20 protein-coding genes and 1 CRISPR repeat array are annotated in these 19,047 nt (G+C 64.9%); all 20 genes read left to right on the top strand.

From position 1 onward, the window contains the following. Positions 1–160: 160 nt before the first annotated feature. Complete coding sequence (locus AC54T3_RS06565) at positions 161–529, top strand: hypothetical protein (RefSeq protein ID WP_496623385.1); 369 nt, start codon at positions 161–163, stop codon at positions 527–529. Between the two features lie 80 nt (positions 530–609). Then, positions 610–1,455 (top strand): alpha/beta hydrolase, encoded by an 846-nt coding sequence (locus AC54T3_RS06560; protein WP_496623383.1) that lies wholly within the window; start codon positions 610–612, stop codon positions 1,453–1,455. A gap of 302 nt (positions 1,456–1,757) precedes the next feature. Further along, entirely contained in the window at positions 1,758–2,768 is a 1,011-nt protein-coding gene (gene cas6, locus AC54T3_RS06555) for a CRISPR system precrRNA processing endoribonuclease RAMP protein Cas6 (protein ID WP_496623381.1), read from the top strand. Between the two features lie 210 nt (positions 2,769–2,978). After that, positions 2,979–4,208, top strand: coding sequence for a CRISPR-associated ring nuclease Csm6 (gene csm6, locus AC54T3_RS06550; protein ID WP_496623379.1), 1,230 nt, complete (start codon positions 2,979–2,981; stop codon positions 4,206–4,208). Beyond that, entirely contained in the window at positions 4,205–5,392 is a 1,188-nt protein-coding gene (locus tag AC54T3_RS06545; RefSeq protein WP_496623377.1) for a Card1-like endonuclease domain-containing protein, read from the top strand. Before csm6 ends, AC54T3_RS06545 begins: the two co-directional genes overlap by 4 nt. A gap of 83 nt (positions 5,393–5,475) precedes the next feature. Continuing rightward, the gene (locus AC54T3_RS06540) at positions 5,476–5,766 is read left to right on the top strand and encodes a nucleotidyltransferase family protein (RefSeq protein WP_496623375.1); all 291 of its coding nucleotides are present in this window, start codon (positions 5,476–5,478) and stop codon (positions 5,764–5,766) included. Next, positions 5,763–6,116: a HepT-like ribonuclease domain-containing protein gene (locus AC54T3_RS06535; protein WP_496623374.1), complete on the top strand. Its 354-nt coding sequence runs from the start codon at positions 5,763–5,765 to the stop codon at positions 6,114–6,116. Before AC54T3_RS06540 ends, AC54T3_RS06535 begins: the two co-directional genes overlap by 4 nt. A 134-nt stretch (positions 6,117–6,250) precedes the next feature. Further along, the gene (gene cas10, locus AC54T3_RS06530) at positions 6,251–8,950 is read left to right on the top strand and encodes a type III-A CRISPR-associated protein Cas10/Csm1 (protein WP_496623372.1); all 2,700 of its coding nucleotides are present in this window, start codon (positions 6,251–6,253) and stop codon (positions 8,948–8,950) included. Between the two features lie 12 nt (positions 8,951–8,962). Beyond that, positions 8,963–9,457, top strand: coding sequence for a type III-A CRISPR-associated protein Csm2 (csm2, locus tag AC54T3_RS06525; protein WP_496623370.1), 495 nt, complete (start codon positions 8,963–8,965; stop codon positions 9,455–9,457). Positions 9,458–9,480: 23 nt separating this feature from the next. After that, positions 9,481–10,191, top strand: a complete 711-nt coding sequence (csm3, locus tag AC54T3_RS06520; RefSeq protein ID WP_496623368.1) for a type III-A CRISPR-associated RAMP protein Csm3 — start codon at positions 9,481–9,483, stop codon at positions 10,189–10,191. A 12-nt stretch (positions 10,192–10,203) separates the two neighbouring features. Beyond that, complete coding sequence (gene csm4 / locus AC54T3_RS06515; protein ID WP_496623366.1) at positions 10,204–11,199, top strand: type III-A CRISPR-associated RAMP protein Csm4; 996 nt, start codon at positions 10,204–10,206, stop codon at positions 11,197–11,199. Next, positions 11,196–12,890: a type III-A CRISPR-associated RAMP protein Csm5 gene (gene csm5, locus AC54T3_RS06510; RefSeq protein WP_496623365.1), complete on the top strand. Its 1,695-nt coding sequence runs from the start codon at positions 11,196–11,198 to the stop codon at positions 12,888–12,890. The genes csm4 and csm5 overlap by 4 nt, the downstream gene beginning before the upstream one ends. Position 12,891: 1 nt before the next feature. Next, positions 12,892–13,305, top strand: a complete 414-nt coding sequence (locus tag AC54T3_RS06505) for a nucleotidyltransferase substrate binding protein (protein ID WP_496623364.1) — start codon at positions 12,892–12,894, stop codon at positions 13,303–13,305. Then, on the top strand, positions 13,298–13,687 hold the full coding sequence (locus AC54T3_RS06500; protein ID WP_496623362.1) for a nucleotidyltransferase family protein: 390 nt from the start codon (positions 13,298–13,300) through the stop codon (positions 13,685–13,687). The genes AC54T3_RS06505 and AC54T3_RS06500 overlap by 8 nt, the downstream gene beginning before the upstream one ends. Before the next feature lie 2 nt (positions 13,688–13,689). Then, positions 13,690–14,985: a TIGR02710 family CRISPR-associated CARF protein gene (locus AC54T3_RS06495; RefSeq protein WP_496623360.1), complete on the top strand. Its 1,296-nt coding sequence runs from the start codon at positions 13,690–13,692 to the stop codon at positions 14,983–14,985. Positions 14,986–15,064: 79 nt separating this feature from the next. Continuing rightward, a complete protein-coding gene (cas2, locus tag AC54T3_RS06490; protein ID WP_496623358.1) occupies positions 15,065–15,349 on the top strand; it encodes a CRISPR-associated endonuclease Cas2 in 285 nt (94 codons plus the stop codon). Between the two features lie 5 nt (positions 15,350–15,354). Beyond that, a complete protein-coding gene (cas1, locus tag AC54T3_RS06485) occupies positions 15,355–16,371 on the top strand; it encodes a CRISPR-associated endonuclease Cas1 (protein ID WP_496623357.1) in 1,017 nt (338 codons plus the stop codon). After that, positions 16,368–17,225: a CRISPR-associated endonuclease Cas1 gene (locus AC54T3_RS06480; protein ID WP_496623355.1), complete on the top strand. Its 858-nt coding sequence runs from the start codon at positions 16,368–16,370 to the stop codon at positions 17,223–17,225. The genes cas1 and AC54T3_RS06480 overlap by 4 nt, the downstream gene beginning before the upstream one ends. Before the next feature lie 14 nt (positions 17,226–17,239). Next, positions 17,240–17,647, top strand: coding sequence for a CRISPR-associated endonuclease Cas2 (cas2, locus tag AC54T3_RS06475; protein ID WP_496623353.1), 408 nt, complete (start codon positions 17,240–17,242; stop codon positions 17,645–17,647). Between the two features lies 1 nt (position 17,648). Continuing rightward, positions 17,649–18,434, top strand: a complete 786-nt coding sequence (locus AC54T3_RS06470; protein ID WP_496623351.1) for a hypothetical protein — start codon at positions 17,649–17,651, stop codon at positions 18,432–18,434. 235 nt (positions 18,435–18,669) lie between these two features. Further along, a CRISPR array of direct repeats spans positions 18,670–18,977; the repeat unit is 36 nt; unit sequence GTCCGAACCTAGACCCGATCTAAAGGGGATTAAGAC. Positions 18,978–19,047 lie beyond the last annotated feature (70 nt).

Raw genomic sequence — 19,047 nt, 5'->3', positions numbered from 1 at the left:
CGGGGAACAATCGACGTGACCTGGACAGTGACTGCGGACTAGACTTCACTGCACCCGGTCTTGCCACTGGGGCTTTCGCGCTTGCTCGTCTCGCCAAGGCCAACAGGGTTGTTGCCTGACCTCGGGAGATTGTTCCGCTGATTCAAGATGGAGATGTGACATGGCGATCAATGCACTCGACGCCGGCCTGCTTGACATGCAGCGCGGTTACGCCGTGCTGGCTGTCCTCCCGCTGCTGCTCGCGGGGTGTGCCACCACCGGCCACTTCGTCAGCGACTGGGGCGAGATCGCCCTCGCGCCGGGTGACACAGGCATGTGCCACTCCAATCCCTGCCGGGTCTTCTTCAAGCTGCCACCGGGAGAGGGATCCTATGTGCTGCGTGGCAGTGCGTTCCCGATCGGCGAGTATCCCGCCGGCCAAACAGCGATGATCGGCAGCTTCTTCGAGAGCAGCGTGATCGAGGTTGTCGGCACCGATCTGCCGAAGACCTACCTGACGGTGCCGGACACATCCGATGAGACCTGGTGAGCCAAACGGGACGCCCCGGTGAGGACCGAGGCGCAGTTGCGACGGCAGCGCGGTGCAGTCGCCTGAGAGGCGTTTGCCTGATGCTCGTCAAGCCTTCCTTACTGCTGCTCATCGCCCTGTTCGGCCTGTTCCTGTTCGGCCTGCTGCTCTGGTGGCTGCAGCCACGGATGATCTTTTTTCCGTCTGAGCGCTTGGTGGCATCACCGACCGATTGGGGGCTCGACTACGAGGAGGTCGCGCTGGTCACCGAGGATGCGGTCGCGCTGCATGGCTGGCTGGTGAGCACGCCCAAACCGCGTGCTACAGCGCCGCAGACCCTACTGTTCTTCCATGGCAACGCCGGCAATGTCTCGCACCGGGGCGATTCGATCAGCATCTTCACCGATCTCGGGCTCGAGGTGTTCATCATCGACTATCGGGGTTATGGCCGCAGCCAGGGTTCGCCCTCTGAGCATGGGCTGTACCGGGATGCCGCAGCCGCTTGGAACTGGCTGACCCAGGTACGCGGCATCCCAGCCGAAGAGATCGTCCTCTTCGGGCGCTCGCTCGGCGGCGCGGTGGCGACCCGGCTGGCAGCGCGGACCTCACCGGCGGCCTTGATTGTCGAATCCAGCTTCGACCGGATGCAGAGCCTGGCGGAGGTGCATTATCCGCTGCTCGCGCGCCTGATCCCGCTGCGGGTGGCGTTCCCGGCCGTTGAGCAGATGGCGTCCGTGCAAGCTCCAGTGCTGATCCTGCACAGTCCCGATGATGAGATCGTACCTGTCCGGCTGGGGCGCCGACTCTATGCGGCAGCTCCACAGCCAAAGCGCTTCGTCGAACTGCGCGGTGGCCATAACGAGGGTTTCCTGCGCTCACAGCCTCAGTATCAGCAGTCCCTGGGCGCCTTTTTGGATCAGATCACCGTGCCGGGTAGCGTTCACTGAACAGCGGCTGAGGCCGCGACACCGAGAGGGCCATGCATCTTCAACCGCCGCCGTTGCGGCGAGCGGTGCGGTCAGCAGTACGAGTGCAATGCCCGTGTTGCCCAGCACTTGATGGCTCAAATGCCAAAGCCGGTTTGTCGTTGGTGTCATGAGGGTGTACTCCTGTGATGGGCGCCGCTCCAGCGTCGCGATGACTGCATCGTGATCGGTGTGCTGCCGGGCTGGCAACCTTGCCGCTGTCCATCGGCGCGATGGAATCGGTACCCTGCAACCCTGCTGTCCGCTTGTTTCAGGGTCGAACCATGTCCGCTGTTGCCTTCTCCCGCGTTGCCCAGCCGGCGCCTGCCGCCCTCGCCCTCCCAACGCTGAGCCTTGAGCGCTTGTGCGTTGCGTTCCAGGCGCTGGAGCCGATCCGCCTGCCGACCTACAGCGGCTCGGCCTGGCGCGGATTGCTCGGACACAGCCTGCGGCGCAGTGTCTGCGTCACCCGCACGCCGACCTGCGACGGCTGCCTGCTGCGCACGCACTGTGTCTACTCGACCCTGTTCGAGTCGCCGCCCACCTCCGAGCAGACCGCCCAGCGCTATAACGCCCTGCCGCATCCGTTCGTGCTCGAGCCGCCGCCGGCGGGTCAGCGCGAGGTCGCGCCCGGTGAGGCCATACACCTCGGTCTGACGTTGATCGGCCGCGCCGGCGATCAGTTGCCCTATCTGATCCATGCCCTGCAACGGGCCGGTGAGCGCGGCCTTGGACGCGAGGGCGGGCGCTTTCGGCTGCGCCAGGTCCTGCAGGAAGCCACCTTGGGCGGCGAGGACTGGCAGTGCGTTTTCGTCGCCGACCAGGGCCGACTCGAACCGCTGCGCACCACCGCCGCCACCCTGGGGCCAGCGCCGGCGGTGGTGTCGATCCAGCTGCGCACCCCGCTGCGGCTCAAACGCCACGGGCACTATCTGCGCCCGCCACAGCTCGATGCCGAGGCCCTGCTCGGCACCCTCCTCACCCGGTTTGCGCGGCTGCTCGAGCACTACCAGCCCGAGGCTGGGCATCTGGATCAGGCGCCGCTGCGCACGGCCATCGCGCAGGTGCGCTTGGAGCACGCCGATCTGCGCTGGGTCGACTGGACCCGCTACTCCTCGCGCCAGGGCACCCACATGCAGCTCGGTGGCTTGCTCGGGCGTTTCCGCCTGCGTGGCCCCGGTCTGCCGGCACTCTGGCCGCTGATCGTCCTCGGCCAATGGCTGCATGTCGGTAAGAACACCAGCTTTGGGCTCGGGCGCTATCGCCTCGTCCCTGACCAAACCACCCGCGACTGAGGTCGCCGCAACCTTGCCAGCCCAACGCGCCGCTCAACCAAGGCGCATCCTCGCCGCTGTCGTCACCACGGGTCGCGGGATCGCTGCCAGGGACAAGGAGGCAGGGATGCACCGACGACACCAACACTGACAGTCATCGTCATCCTGGGGTAACCTTTGCGTCACGCCAGACGGATGACGGATCAACCCGCAGTTAAGGAACTCGAACGCATGGCAGAACACGAGCATGGCCCCCTGCCGGATGCCGATCAGGAGCCACCCAGACGCGCCCCGCATGACTATCCACGGCGTGTCTTGCTCGCTGTCTCCGGACTCTCGCCGCAGATCCTCACCGAGACGCTCTATGCGCTCGCGGTGGCCACCGATCCGCCCTTCGTGCCGACCGAGATCCAGATCCTCACCACCGTCGAAGGCGCCGAGCGCGCGCGCCTGAGCCTGCTCTCCGAGGATCCCGGCTGGTTCGCCCGCCTGTGCCGCGACTACCAGCTACCACCGATCACCTTCGGCGCCGCCCAGATCCAGCTCATCACCGACGCCGACGGCCGCGCGCTTGACGATATCCGTGAGCTTGAAGACAACGCCTGTGTGGCCGATCAACTGATCGAGCGGGTCCGCGACCTCACCGCCGACCCCGACTGCGCCCTGCACGTCTCCCTGGCCGGCGGGCGCAAGACCATGGGCTACTACGCCGGCTATGCGCTGTCGCTGTTCGGTCGCGCCCAGGATCGTCTCAGCCATGTGCTGGTCGCCGCGCCCTTCGAGCAGAGCTGGAACTTCTTCTACCCGACCCCCTATTCGCGCGTCATCGAGACCCAGGACAAGCGCCTCGCCGATACCCGCGACGCCCGCGTCACCCTCGCCGAGGTGCCCTTCGTGCGCCTGCGCGAAGGCTTACCGACGCGCCTGCTGGAGGGCCGAGCCAGCTTTGGCGACAGCATCGCCGCCGCCCAGCGCGCGCTCGAGCCACCCCGGTTGCTGATCGATCTCGAAGGCCGCCGCCTGCAGGCCGCCGGCGAGACCCTCCGCCTCAAGCCCGCGCCACTGGCCTTCTATGCCCTGATGGCGCGCCGGCGCCAACAGGGGCTGCATGCCGCGCGCTGGAACAGCGACGGCCTCGCGGCGCAGTACCTCCACGAATACCGGCGTATCGTCGGCGCGCATTCCGGCGACGTCGAGCGCGCCGAGGCCGCGCTTGCCGAGGGCATGAGCGCCGAGGATTTCGATCAACGCCGCTCGCGCGCCAACCAGGCGCTGACCAAGGCACTCGGCGCGCCACTGGCCAGGCCTTACCTGATCCAGGCCGACGGCCGCCGTCCCCACACCCGCTATGGGCTGCGCATCGAGCCCGAGGCGATTCGCTTCGGGTCCATCGCTGAGGCGGTTGGTCCGCACAGCGACGACCGGGCCGCTGAGGATCGGGACCAGGAGGCCGGCGCATGAGTACCCAGGTGGTGCTGGTCTCCGATCAAGTGCTGCAGAACCTGATCCCGATCCTGATGGAACGCCCGGCGCGAGTGTTTCTGGTCCTCACCGAAGAGATGGCTCGGCGCGGTGCCGACCGGCGTCTCACCAACCAACTGCGTGACGCAGACGCACAGCTCATCCGCTGCCTGGGCTGTCCGGATAGCGGCTTTCCGGCGATCCAACACTTCGCCCATCAGGTCGCCGAGCGCGTGCTCAACGTCGACCCCGACACCGCGATCGTGCTCAACGCCACCGGTGGCACCAAGCTGATGTCGCTCGCCTTCGTCGAGGCCTTTCGCGGGCTGGCCAGCCGCATCCTCTACACCGACACCGCCCATCGGTGCATCGAGTACCTGGCTAGCAGCGCCCAGGACGGGCCGACCTCGGTCCCCGCACCGACGCCGATGAGCAACGTGCTCGACGTGCCCGCCTATCTGCGCGCTCAAGGCTTCCAATTTCAGCGCGCCGTCTCCGATAATCCCAGCTGGAGCAGGCTCGCCGCAGCGCGCAAGGCCGCCTGTAAATTCCTCGGCCGCCGCATCGCCGATCCCAGCCTGCAGCAGCTGATCGGCACCCTGAACTACCTGGCCGACCAGGCCCTGGAGCGCTTGCCGGACAGCCGCGATGAGCGTCTGGCGGCGCCGGTGCAATCCTTTCCGCGCTCGCCACGCGGGCTCTGGTCGGAGGCGATGGCGCAGCTGGCCGCTGCTGAGGTGCTCACCTGGGAGCCCGGCTCGGCGTCTTTCCGCTTCACCGACCTGGCCGCAGCGCAGTTCGTGCGCGGCGGTTGGCTCGAAGACTACGCCTATCACGCCGTGCACGATGCCGGTGTGCATGATGCGCGCCTTGGCGTCGAGGGTCACTGGGATCGCCAGGAGGCCATGGCCAACGAATTCGACGTGCTCGCCTGCCACCTGAACCAGCTCCTGCACATCGAATGCAAGACGCTGCGCTACCGCGACGAGAACGACAACGCCATCGCCTACAAGCTCGACAGCCTCGGCGATGACGTGCGCGGGCTGTTCGGCCACACCTGGCTGCTCTCCGCACGTGAGCCGACCGAGACGCTCATCGCCCGTGCGCGGCGTGCGCGCATCCGTCTGGTGCCGCCGGCGGAACTGCAACAGCTGCGGGATCTGGTGCGGGACTGGCGCGGATGATGTCCCGTCAGCCCAGCGTTGTGACAGGCAAGAAACGCTTTAATCGACTGTGTGACGAAGGTTATCTGACGGAGGTCTGGTGAATGCATCCGTTCATTGAACAACATCGACGCGCCATCCGAGCGCTCGCCGCCCGACGTGGCATTGAAGACGTCCGCGTCTTTGGCTCGATGGCGCAGGGAGAGATTGATGTCGAGCGCCAAAGCGATATCGATCTGTTGGTTTCGCTTCCCTCCGGTCAGAGTGGCCTAGCGTTGGGCGGACTGCTCATGGATGTGAAGGAGTTGACCAAGCGCAACGTCGACGTTGTCACGGAAGCGAGCCTCGCGCCGTCGTTGCGTGAGCGGATTTTGCGCGAGGCGCAACCGTTATGACACCGGGAAAGGAGACCGATGAGGCGCTGCTACGGCACATCAAAGAAGGCATTGAGCGGATTCAGGAATACACCGGAGGTGACCATGCGACCTTTGTCGGCTCACATCTGGTGCAAGATGCCGTGATGCGCAATCTCCAAACGCTGGCCGAATCCACCCAGCGTTTGAGTGATCCGATCAAAGCCAGTGAGCCGACGATCCCCTGGCGTGACATCGCCGGGTTTCGCAATGTCTTGACCCACGGCTACCTGGGGTTAGATACCCAGCTCGTCTGGAGCGTGATCGAGCAAGATCTTCCCGGTTTGTACGCCTCTGTTGAGCGCATGCTGTTGCGCGTCACCACGCCATAACCCTCTGCCATCGGGATGATCTGGCCGCAAGGTTGCCGCCTGGGCAGGCGCTTGGACGATGAACGAGACGCTGTGTTGGCGCTTGTTGGCGACACAGGTCGCTGTTGAATGGGACCGCTGATCGGAAACGTTTTATGACACCACAGGAACTCCTCGCCGCCTCGAGTCGCGTCGCGCTCTCGGGACTGATTCACGACATCGGCAAATTCGCCGAGCGCGCCGGACTCGATCCGGGTGCCGAGCTGCTGGATGCGAATCTGCACCAGTACGCCCGCCGCCAGCAGGCCGGTGGCCGGCAGTGGTTCACGCACCGCCATGGCGCCTACACCGCTGTCGCGATCGACCTGCTCGAGCGCCACTTTCCACGTCTTGTGGGGACCGATGTCGCCCCGTTCGCGGCCTGGGATGCACCCGATGTCGATGATTCGCTGATCAACGCCGCCGCCCGCCACCACAAGCCCGAGACGGCGTTGCAATGGCTCATCGCCACTGCGGATCGGGTCGCCTCCGGTTTCGAGCGCGAGACCTTCGATCGCTACAACGATGCTGAGGAGGGTACGTCCACGGGCGGCGATCATTTCTCCTCGCGGCAGCTCACCCTGTTCGAGCAGATCCGCCTCGACGAGTCGCCGTCTGAGCAGCCGGCCCTGAACTACCGCTATGCGCTGCAGCCGCTCTCGCCCATGGCGATCTTCCCGCAGCCGGCCAAAGCCTGTGAGCCGAACAAACGCGACCGCGTCAAGGCGACGCAGCAATACCGAGCGCTCTGGGACCAGTTTGCCGAAGCCCTGAAAGCGATTCCTGACTCCCATCAGGACCGGCTCGATCTGTGGCTCGATCACTTCGACACGCTGCTGGCGACCTACGCGCACGCGATTCCGGCCGCGACCGCTTTCGGTGTCAAACCCGAGGTCTCGCTCTACGATCACAGCAAGGCGGTGGCGGCCTTGGCCACCGCACTCTGGCGCTGGCATCAGGCAAGCGATGACGAGCCGCAGGCGATCATCGACTCCCAACAACAGCGTGCCGACTGGGATACACCCAAGTTGCTGCTGATCCAGGGCGATCTGTTTGGCATCCAGGATTTCATCTTCGCTGCCGGTGGCGAGACCCAGCGTCGGGCCGCCAAGCTGTTACGCGGGCGCTCGTTCTATGTCGGTCTACTCACCGAGTGCGCCGCCATGCGTGTGCTCGATGCGCTGGCCCTGCCGCCGACCAGCCAGATCATCAACGCGGCCGGCAAATTTCTCATCGTCGCGCCCAATACCGAGGCCACACGCAGCGCGCTGGCCGAGGTGCGCCGCACCCTCGATACCTGGTTCCTCGCGCACAGCTTTGGACAGGCCGGTGTCGGTTTGGCCTGGCTCGAGGCCTCTTGCAACGACTTCCTGAGCGCGCGCGGTGATCCGAAGAACAGCCATCAGCGTTTCCGCACGCTGATGAAGCGGCTCTTTGCCCAGCTCGATCTAGCCAAGGCGCAACGCTTCGGGCTCTGTAGCGAGACCCCGGCCGAGCCGGTGTTCGAGGGCTTTCTCGATCGCTTCGACAACCGCCTCGGCGTCTGCCAGATCGATGGCCGCTCGCCGGCCGAGCGTGAGGAGGTGCATCAGGGCCGCGCGTTGGCGCTGAGCCTTTTGGCCAAGGATCAGATCAACATCGGCAACTGGCTCACTCAGTTTGAGCGCCTCCTGGTCACCCGCGAGGGCATCGGCCAGCACACCCTCGACGTTGACCTCTTCGGCTATCGCATCAGCTTTACCGGCGAGGAGGCCGACAGCGGACGTTTTGGTCCGGCGGTGCGCGAGGACAATCTGCTGCGCGCCTGGGATTTCAGCCTGCCCGCCGCCGATGGCGAGCGCGCGCTCTGGAACGGCTATGCCCGGCGTTACATCAATGGCTATATCCCGCGTTTCAGCGGCACCGAAACCAGTGCCTACGAGCAGGACAAATACGCCCGCTGCGATCCCGAGGCCGATGGCGATGTCTCGCCCAATGAGCCAAAGACGCTCAATCATCTGGCCTGCGAGGACCAATGGATCAATGAACGCGAGCGCTGGGTGGGCATTCGTGCCCTGAGCACCCTCAAGGGCGACATCGACAACCTGGGGCTGATCTTCCAGCAAGGACTCGCAGAGCCGACCTTCGCCAAGATGGCCGCGCTCTCCCGGCAAACCAACGCCTTCTTTGCCGTCTACCTGCCCTGGCTCTGTGCCACCGAGTATCCCAACACCTACACCGTCTTCGCCGGTGGCGATGATTTCTTCCTGATCGGCCCTTGGCGCTCGCAAATGGCCCTGGCGCGGCGGCTGCAGCACGAGTTTGCGCGCTATGTCGCCGACAACCCAGCGATCCATTTCTCCGCCGGGCTCTCGACCACCAAGCCGGGACTGCCGATCCGCCACCTAGCCGCCCTGGGCGAGCAGGCGCTGGAGCAGGCCAAGGGGCTGCGCCCGGAGAAGAACGCCGTCACCTGCTTCGGCGAGACCGTCCCTTGGTCGGAGTTCGTCGCGCTCGGTGAGGCTGGGGCCGAACTTAAGGCGCTTGCCGATGAGTTGGCGCTCAGCACCGGCTTCATCTACGGCCTGCTCGGGTTGATCGAGAAGGCCGAGCACGTCCACCAGCGTCCCGAGAACGCCATCTGGCACAGTCAGTTTGCGTACCGCACGGCGCGCATGCTCGAGCGCGCACCGGGCTTACGCGACCGTTCCAAGGTCGAGGAACGCCGCCGCCTGCAGCAGCGCTTGGCGCAGGTCATTGCCGCAGGTGGTATCGAGCGTTTCGGCGGCAGCTACCGCATTCCACTGTTCACGCATCTCTATCAAACACGCGATTAGGAGCACGCCAGCATGGCTGAAATCAGACAACAGAATCCGCGCGGACGCGCCCAGGGCGGTGGTGGCTATCGCGGTGGCAACCAGGGCGGCAGGGCGCGTGAAGAGGCCTATACGCCGGACCTCTCGGTGCAGGAGATCCGCTTCAGCGGCCCGCTCGATCCCGAGCTGTTCAACGGCATCGCCAAGCGCTGTGCCGCGACCATCGGCAGCAACGATCGCCGCAACAAGCCGAGCCAGCTGCGCCGCTTCTACGACGAGCTGGTGATGTGGCAAACCAAGGTTGGCACCGACGACGCGCGCTTTCAGGAGGTGCGCCCATTCATCCTCATGCTCAACGCCAAGGCCGCTTACGCCGAGGGTCGCCAGTTGGTCGATGCCAACTTCGTCAAGCTGCTCGAGCACTGTCTGCGCCAGGCGGAAGACGCCAAGACCCTCGGCTACGCCAAGCTCTTCTTCGAGGCCTTCCTGGGCTTCTACAAGGAAGTGCGTCCCAGCGAGAACAAATAACAACGGTCCCTCGGAGCTTCATCATGCAACTGACCCATATCCGTAAGATCACCGGCACGCTGGAACTGCTCAGCGGCCTGCACATCGGCGGTGGCAACACCGAGATGCACATCGGCGGCACCGACAACCCGGTGATCAAGAACCCGGTGACCAACCAGCCCTACATCCCCGGCTCGAGCCTCAAGGGCAAGATGCGCAGCCTGCTTGAATGGCGCGCCGGCGTGGTCGGCCTCACCAAGGGCAAACCGCTCGGCTTCCAGCACATCGGCCAGCTCGAGGACGCGCAGCAGGACCAGGGCAAGGCCCTGCTGAAGCTCTTCGGCGGCGCCCCCGAGGGCGATCCGGACGAGGCCTTGCTCAAGGAGATCGGTCCCACCCGGCTCGCGTTCTGGGACTGCAACCTCGATCCCGCCTGGGTCGCCGAGATGAATGATCGCAATCTGCTGCTCACCGAGCAGAAGACCGAGAATGCGATCGACCGCATTGCCGGCGTTGCCGAGAACCCGCGCAACACTGAACGGGTTCCAGCCGGGGCACGCTTCGACTTCCAGCTCACCCTCAAGGTCCATGGTGAGGAGGATCTGCTCGAGGAGCTGTTGGTCGGCTTCAAGCTGCTCGAACTCACCGGCCTCGGCGGCTCCGGCTCACGCGGCTACGGCAAGCTGCGCTTCACCGGGCTTGCCTTGCAGGGCGAGGATCTGCAGGCGCGTCTGGACCAGCTCAGCCTCGACTAAGTGGAGTCACGCATGGATACGCTCACTTTGCGCCTACAGCTGCGCTCGCCGTTCGGCTCGCCGCTGCTCGGCGATATGCTGTTCGGTCAGCTGTGCTGGGCGCTGCGCAATCGTGATGGCGATGCGTCTCTGCAAGAATGCTTGCAGGGCTACACCGCCGGGCGCCCGTTTGCGGTCGTCTCCGATGCCCTGCCAATAGGCTATCTGCCGCGCCCGGCGCTGCCCTTATCCTTGTTCCCCGAGCTTGCCGGCACCGACCGTAAGCAGATCAAGAAGCGCCTCTGGCTGCCGCTTGCGGCGTTGGAACGACCCATGACCGAGTGGCTCGGACACTGCCAAAGCGAGGCGGAGGTGATCGCGGTCAGTGCGCCGGCGACGCCGGTTGAGGCCCCCGCCGGGCACCACTCACAGGCGCTGATGACCCTGCATCCACAACCGCACAACAGCATCAACCGTCTGACTGGCACCACCGGCCGGGGCGAATTCGCCCCCTACACCCAGATGCAGCGCTGGTCAGTCGACGGTGTGGATCGCTGTCTGCGCCTGGTCTTCGATGCCGAGCGGATCAGCGCCGAGACGCTGACCGATCTCTTCAACGACATCGGCAGCGTCGGCTTTGGCCGGGATGCCAGCATCGGTCTCGGCAAGTTCGAGGTCGAGCCGCTGCCCGCGCCCTGGCCCGGTCAACCCGATCCGAATGCCTGCCTGACGCTCGCCCCCTGCGCGCCGCAAGGCCAGGGCTGCCGCGCCGAGCGCAGCTTCTACGAGGTCTTCACCCGCTTCGGCCGCCACGGCGATGCCGCGGTCCAGCTCGGCAATCCGTTCAAGACACCGGTCTTGTTGGCACGCGCCGGCGCCCTGCTGACGCCGTCCAGTCTGCCGAGTGACCCGATCATCGGTCAGGGCCTGGGTGCAAACGGCCAGCTGTCGAAGGTCATCCCCGAGACCGTGCAACAGGGCTATGCGCCCTGTGTGGCGGTTCATCTGCCCGAGGAGATTGCGCCATGAGCGAGCAGCGACACGCCGTCCATCAACTGGCGATCACTGCGCTCGCGCCGGTGCATATCGGCACCGGCCAGGATCTGGAGCCGACCGGTTATGTGATCGATGGCGAGGATCTTTATCTGTTCAGCCCCGAGGCGGCCTTGCGGGCCTTGCCGGCGGCGGCCCGCGAGGAGTTGACCAAGGTGCTCGGGGCGGCACCGACGGTGCAGCTGATCAAGCAGGTGCAGGCGTTTTTCCACCGCAACAGCGAGGCCTTGATCGCCGAGGCCGAGCACGCCATGCCGGTACTACCGAGCATTGCCGCCGAATACCAGCAGCGCGTCGGCAAGACCGCTCAACGTGAGGAGAGCGGCCGCGAGATCATCAACCAGCTGGCGATTGCCCGCACCTATACGGATGCCGCCAGCGGCCGACCGATCTTGCCTGGTAGCAGCCTCAAGGGGGCCATTCGCACCGCGTTGTTGGATGTTGAGAACGCTGGTCGTTCACTGCCAGCCGATGTCAACTCGAGGCCACCGCGTCAGCGGAATCGGGCACTCCAGGAAAAGCTGTTCCACTATCGTCAGTTCGACCTCGACCCGATGCGTCTGGTCCAAATCGGAGATGCCCGCGACCTGAGCGACCCAGACAGCTTCGCCACCGAGGTGCGCTACGCGGTCAACCGCAAACGCCAGCCGGTGATCAAGGATGGCCGCGAGATCCCGGCCCAGGCGGAGAATCTACGCCAGGTGCTCGAATGCGTGCCACTGTTGCGCCCACAGGCCTTCCTGGGCCAACTGGGCATCCAGGACGTGGCTGGCCTGTCGAGTCCGAAACTGCCCGATTCGACCCTGCGTTGGTCCTTTGCCGACATTGCTGCGGCCTGTAACCGGTTCTACCGCCCGATCCTTCAACGCGAGACGTTGGAACTCAGAGGCCGTGGCTATCTGTCTGCCGACTGGATCGACACCCTGCAACAGCTGCTGACCGATCGCCAATCCGCACTGGAGGCCAATCAGGCGTTCTTGCTGCGCGTCGGGCGTCACAGCGGAGCCGAGTCGCTGACCCTGGATGGCGTTAGAGATATCCGGATCAACATGGGCAAAGATCCAGAGACCCAACGAACACGTTACGAAACAATGTCCACAACGAAAACGGTTTGGCTTGCCGCCGGCGATATCCAGCAGCGCACCGAGATGCTGCCCTTCGGCTGGGTGCTGATCGAGGCGGCTCCGGTGGGCAAGCCGCTACCCCACTGGCCCCTGTCTTTACGCGAGGCGCTGGCCGATCAAACCCGTGTCGATGCCACCGCCTGGTCGCAACGCATCCATGCACGCCGCATCGCGTTGCGTGCACTTGCCGCCGAGCGCAATGCCCGCGAGCAACAACGTGCAGAGGCCGCCGCGCGCGAGGCACAAGCCGAGCAGGCCAAGGCCGAGCGTCGTGCCAACCTGAGCGACGAAGCCCTCCAGCTCGAGGACCTGCGCGAGCGCTTGGCCGAGGATCGAGCCGCCGGGCGCAACGAGAAGAGCGGAGAGCTTGCCAACCAACTGGCGCTATTGCTCAAGGAGGCGAAGGAGCATTGGTCAGGCGATGTTTGCGCGGAACTCGCCATTTTGGCCGAAGAGATCCACGGCTTCATTGGCTGGCCAGGCAGCAAGAAAAAGCAAATGCGCAAGGATCTGATCACTGCAGTCAGAGCAAAGGCCAAGTAAGATGATGCTTGACTTAACCCCCTTGCAAAAAGCCACCGCCGCCCTCGACCGGGGCTTAACGCGGTGGCTGGCTTGCCCACACGACGAGGAATTGCGCGATGCCTGCATCCAGCGTTTCGAATTCACCTTCGAGCTGAGCTGGAAGATGCTCAAGCGTCGGCTGCAGCTCGACCTGCCGAATGCGCAAGCGGTGGACTCGATGACCTGGCGGGAGCTGATGCGCGCCGGTGCTGAGCAAGGGCTGGTTCAGGATGTCGATGCCTGGATGGTCTATCGCGACAAACGCAACATGACCTCGCATACCTACGACGAGGCCAAGGCCATCGAAGTCGCTTCCGTGATTCCGGCGTTCGCAAAGGATGCTCAGAATCTGTTGCAACGATTAGGCGAACGTGGAGCGAAGAGCGATGCTTGACCTCAACCCAGACCAGCTCGAGACGGTACGTCGCATCTTGGCGCGGCATGTTCCCCATCGCCAAGTCCGCGCCTTCGGCTCACGCGTCACCGGGCGCGCTTGGCGTTATTCCGATCTGGACCTGCTGGTGATGGGCTCGGAGCCGATTCCCGATCTGGCGCTGGCAAGCTTGCGGGCTGATTTTGAGGATAGTGACCTGCCGTTTCGTGTTGATGTGATCGAGGAGCGTGATCTTCCGTCGGCATCCAGAACTTCGGGCGTCGAGCAGCCGCAGCAATCGCTGACAGAACTGTTTCAAGAGATCGATGCCTTGCCGAACAAGCCACGGACCCGCGAAGAGATTGATCGTTACATCGCCCAAGAGCGGGCGAGCTGGGATTAGGTATGAACAACACCATCCTCCTCTGCACCGTCGGCGGCTCCCACCAGCCGATCCTCACCGCCATCCGCGAGTGCGCGCCCACCTTCGTGCAGTTTTTCGCCAGCGGCACCGACGCCACCACTGGTCGCGCCGGCTCGATCAGCACCATCACCGGCAAGGGCACGCCGGTCGAGGTGCGCTGCGGGGCCGAGGTGATCGAGCGCCTGCCGAATATCCCCACTCAACTCGGCCTTGCGCCGGAGGCCTTCGCCGCCCAGGAGATCCCCTCTGATGAACTCGATCAGGCCGTGACCCTGATCGCGACGACCATCGAGGGCTTGCGTCAGCGCTTCCCGGGCGCTGCACTGGTGGCGGACTACACCGGCGGCACCAAGACCATGACTGCGGCCTTGGTGATGGTGGCGGTGGAGGCGCAAGACATCGCGCTGCAGGTCATCACCGGTCTGCGGGCCGATCTGCTCAAGGTTTCCGACGGCAGCCAGGCGGGCTTGGCGGTCGGCGTCGAGGGGATTCGCCTGCGCCGGGGGATGCGGCCGTTCCTCGACGCCTGGCAACGCTATGCCTATGGCGAAGCGGCCGATGGGTTTGCTCAGTTGCCGCTGCCGCGTGATGGCCAGCTGCGCGCCGAGCTGCAACTCGCGCGTGGGCTGAGCCGGGTGTTCGATGCCTGGGATCGGTTCGATCATGCCGCTGCCGAGCAGGACCTGGAGCTCTATCGGCAACGCCTCGGCCAAGAGGCCGGTGCGGTCATCGGCCCGCTGTTCACCGCCCTCAAGGAACTCAATGCCGCGCCGGACAGCCCCAAGCGCACCCCGGCCCGACTCTGGGATCTCTGGCTCAACACCCAACGGCGCGCAGCCCAAGGGCGCTATGACGATGCCGTCGCGCGCGGCTACCGACTGCTCGAATGGACCGCGCAATGGCTGCTCGGCGCCCAAGGCATCGACACCAGCGATCTTCGCGCCGAGCAGATCCCGGACAGCCTGCCCATCGCCGCCAACCCGGACGGCAAACGCCAAGCTGGGCTGCGCATGGCCTGGGCATTGGCCGCCCATCATCTCGGGGGCGAGGTGCAAGCCTTCGTCGACGCCGAGGGCAGTCACATGCTCGACCATCTGAAGAAGCGCAACTACTCGATCCTCGCCCATGGCGATCAGCCTATCGCCAAGGCCGATTGGCAAGCCTTTGGCGGCTGGATCGAGGCTGCGCTGATCCCACTGCTGCACACCCAAGCGGCGCGCGCCGGCCTCAAGCGCCTGGCTCCACAGCTGCCACAAGCCCCATTCTGGCAACGCTAATCCACCCCAGACGGATCAACCGGTCGCCGGCAACCTTGCCGCTCCAGCCCTCCCGGCAGACCGGCGCTAGCCTGTCTGCATGCCACACCGCACGCTCTACATCGCTGCCTACGACGTCTCCGACAACGCTCGGCTGCGCGACGCCCTGAAGGTCCTCAAGGGCTATGCCAGCGGCCGCCAAAAGTCGGTGTTCGAGTGTTTCCTGACCGACGCCGAGCGTCGCGCGCTGGTCAGCGAAATCCAAGACTTGCTCGACCCGATTGAAGACCGCTTCTTCCTGCTGCGCCTAGAGCCGCGCGGCAAGGTGCGCGTGCGCGGCAAGGGCCTCAAGCCCGTCGATCCACCCTGGTTCTATGTGGGATAACGCCGATGACGACCCTGTATCTCGATCGCCGCGACACGCGCCTGAAGCTTGAGGGCCGCGCCCTGGCCATCTATACCGATGAGCAGCGCCGTGGCACGGTGCCGATCAACCTCCTTGAGTCGGTGATCATGCGCAGTGCCGTGACGCTGGAGAGTAGCCTGCTCGCCAACCTGACCGAGGCCGGTGTCAGCGTGGTGATCTTCGGTGGCCGCCATGCCCGCAAGGTTGCGCAGGTGCATGGTCCGTCTCACAACGACGGCGCTCGGCGCATCGGCCAACTGCGCCGGGTCGATGATCCTACCTGGTGCCTGGCCTGGACCCGACGGCTGGTCAGCGGCAAGCTGCGCCGCCAGCAACGCCTGCTGGTCAGCGCACTGGAGGCACGCCCGGACCTGCGCCAAGCCCTGCTCAAGGCCCGCGATCAGTTGCAGCAAGCGCGCCGGCGCGCGGCCGATCCCAGCACGAGCGCCATCGACAGCCTGCGCGGCATCGAGGGTGGCGGCGCGGCGGCCTACTTCAGCGCCTACTGCGCGCTATTCGCGCCTGAGCTGCAGTTCACCGGCCGCAACCGCCGGCCACCGCGCGATCCCGTCAACGCGGTGCTCTCGCTCAGCTACACCCTGCTGCACTCGGAAGCCGTGCGCGCCTGCTATGGCGCTGGCCTGGACCCGATCATCGGCTACTACCATGTGCTCGACTTCGGTCGTGAGTCATTGGCCTCGGACCTGATCGAGCCGCTACGCCCCTTGGTCGACGCCTGGGTCTGGGCGCAGTTCCGTAGCCGCCATCTGCGCGCCGATCAGTTCAGCCGCGACGGTGAGGCCTGCTTGCTCGGCAAGAGCGGACGGCAACACTTCTATGCGGCCTGGGAGCTGTTTGTGCGCTCGCAGCGTCGGCTGCTACGGCGGCTCTGTCGGACCCTGGCGGTGCGCCTCGCCGCCTCCGGCGCTCAGGTCGCCGTCGCGAGCAAGACCCTGCCAACGCTCGCCGCCGAGGATGCCAAGGAGATTGCAAACCGATGATGGTACGTACCGCCCAGAACCGTCAGCCGCAGGCGCTTGAACTGGCGCAGCAAGTGCGGCTCGACGCCCGGCCGCTCTACATCGCCGCCGGCAGCGATACCCGCATCTGGCTTGCCGGGCGCGCGCTGGGCATCCAACGCGAGGAGCGCGCTGAACAGTTCTTTCCGCTGCAACGCCTCTCGCGCGTGCACAGCAGCACCCGTGTGTCCTGGAGCAGCGAGGCCCTGCTGGCCTGTGCCGAGCAGGGCATCAGTGTCATCTTTGTCAGCGACGACGGTGAGATCGCTGCACGCCTGCTGGGTCGTCCCGGCGAGCGCGATGAACTGCTGTGGCGCTTCGAGGAGCTGCTCATGTTGCCGCAGGCTGAGGCGATCTATGGGCGTTGGCTCGCCACAACACGCGCTCGCATCGCCTATTGGGCCAGCGCTCGGCTTGGCGCACCCGAGGGCGCGCGCGATTCGCGCACCGGCCGCGCCTGGATCGAGCATCAGGCACAGCAATATGGTGGCAGCCGTGGCGCCGAGCGCACCCGCCAATGGCTGCGCTCGCTGGCCTACCAATGGACCGCAGCGCATCTGCACGATCTGGGCTTCGGTCGCAACACCGAGCTTGGCCAGATCGGCGAGCCCAGTCTGGCACGGGACTTGGCTGAGCTGTTGATGTGGTATCTGGAACCACCGCGCATCGGCTGGCTGCGTCGGCGTTTTGATGCTGCGCAGCATCGCCGCGAGCCGCTGCGTCTGCCGCGACATATCGACACGGTGCGTTTGTTCGAGTCGCGCGCCGCGCGCATCTCCCAACGCGGACGCGACATCACCAACAGCCTGCATCGCTGGCTCATCAACGCGACCTAGCACCGGCCCCCATCATGCCCGCCAATCAACGCCGCCCCTATCTGCTGGCCTACGACATCGCCGATCCCAAGCGCCTGGTGCGCGTGCATCGCACCGTGCGCGGTTCCGGCATGGCGCTGCAGTATTCGGTGTTCCTGGTGGTGGGGACCACGCGCGATCTTGATCAGCTGCTCGCCGCCCTGGATGACATCATCCAGCCCGCGCGCGATGACATCCGTGTTTATCCGCTGCCAATGCAGTTCGATGCCGAGCAGTATGGCCGCCAATGGCTACCCGGCGGCATTGACCTCCCCTCCGATGCCAGTCTCACCCAAGCCCTGCTGGCGATGGTCGCCGAGCAGGACCGACGCGCGGCTGAAGAACCGCCCGCGCGTACCAAGCACAAAGGCCGACCTGGCCGTCCACCCAAAAGGAGTCATTGAGATGTTCCAGCCTCTTTTTCCACGCTACCGCGATGCCATTGCCCGCTATCCGCTCGCTTCGGGCGCCGGCGCGCGCAAGCCCGCAGCCCTACCCGATGAGCTGCTGATCAGCCGCGACGGCCCACTGAGCATCTACTACGCGCCGTTTGAATACCCGAACCCCAGTGCCAAGGTCGTGTTGCTCGGCATCACCCCCGGTTTGACGCAGGCCGATAACGCGCTGCGCATTGCCCGCACCGAGATCGAGGCTGGCAGCGCCGAGCAGGACATCTTGCGTAAGGCCAGGGAAGGTGCGGCTTTCAGCGGCACGATGCGCGAGCCGCTGATCGCCATGCTCGACAGCGTCGGCCTCAATGCCTATCTCGGGATCAACAGTTGCGCGAGTCTGTTCGGCGAGCACCGCGACTGGCTGCAATCCCTGTCGGCCATCGTCTTTCCGACCTTCGTCGACGGCAAGAATTATGGTGGCAGCAGCCCAACGCTGACCGGCCATCCAGCGCTGCGCGACCTGATGACCTCGCACCTGATGCCGATGCTCGACACCTTGCAAAACGCGGTCATCGTGCCGCTCGGTCCAAAGCCAGAGGCCGCCATCGGCTGGGTTGCAGCGCATCATGGCGTGCGGCCACCGCGGGTTCTGCGCGGCATGCCGCATCCCTCTGGCAGCAACGCCGAGCGCATCGCCTATTTCCTTGGTCGTAAGCCACGAGAAAACCTCTCGAACAAGACCAACCCCGACAAGTACGATCAGGCCAAGGCCTTGATGAAGGCATTACTGAAGTCTTAAGGGGGACGTGCGGAAGCCGCGATGTGCCGAGCCCAACATCCCTCTACCTCGAGTGTGCAGTTGGCGGCTCGATCAGCATCGACACCCAGCGCTTGACCGCTCCGTCTGCCGGTTCTAACCTCTTGATCTGGACAGCTCGATACCGATGCGCTGCATGTGAACTTTCAGGTCGCCAAAATTTTCTGCAACCCCCTTTGCAGGTTGTTGATTATAAAGGCTCCCTGGCGTCGAGCAGGTCCGAACCTAGACCCGATCTAAAGGGGATTAAGACTTGCTTTCGATGCTAGTTGACTGATCGACTCGTCCGAACCTAGACCCGATCTAAAGGGGATTAAGACTCTTGCTTTCCTGTAGTCGTGCCTTGTCCATGGTCCGAACCTAGACCCGATCTAAAGGGGATTAAGACCAAGCCAATTGGCGAGTTCGACAGCCTTAGGCGTCCGAACCTAGACCCGATCTAAAGGGGATTAAGACCCATTTTGATGGTTGACCTTAAATTGTTTTTGGGTCCGAACCTAGACCCGATCTAAAGGGGATTAAGACAGTACTGGCTAATAGATTTTGCCGTAATTATTGTGCGCCCAGACACGCGCTCTAAAGGGGATGATGACGC

It is taken from the genome of Halochromatium sp. NSM3 (assembly GCF_059621085.1).
The sequence above is the reverse complement of the archived record's forward strand: the minus strand, read 5'-3'. Positions and strand labels throughout refer to the sequence as shown.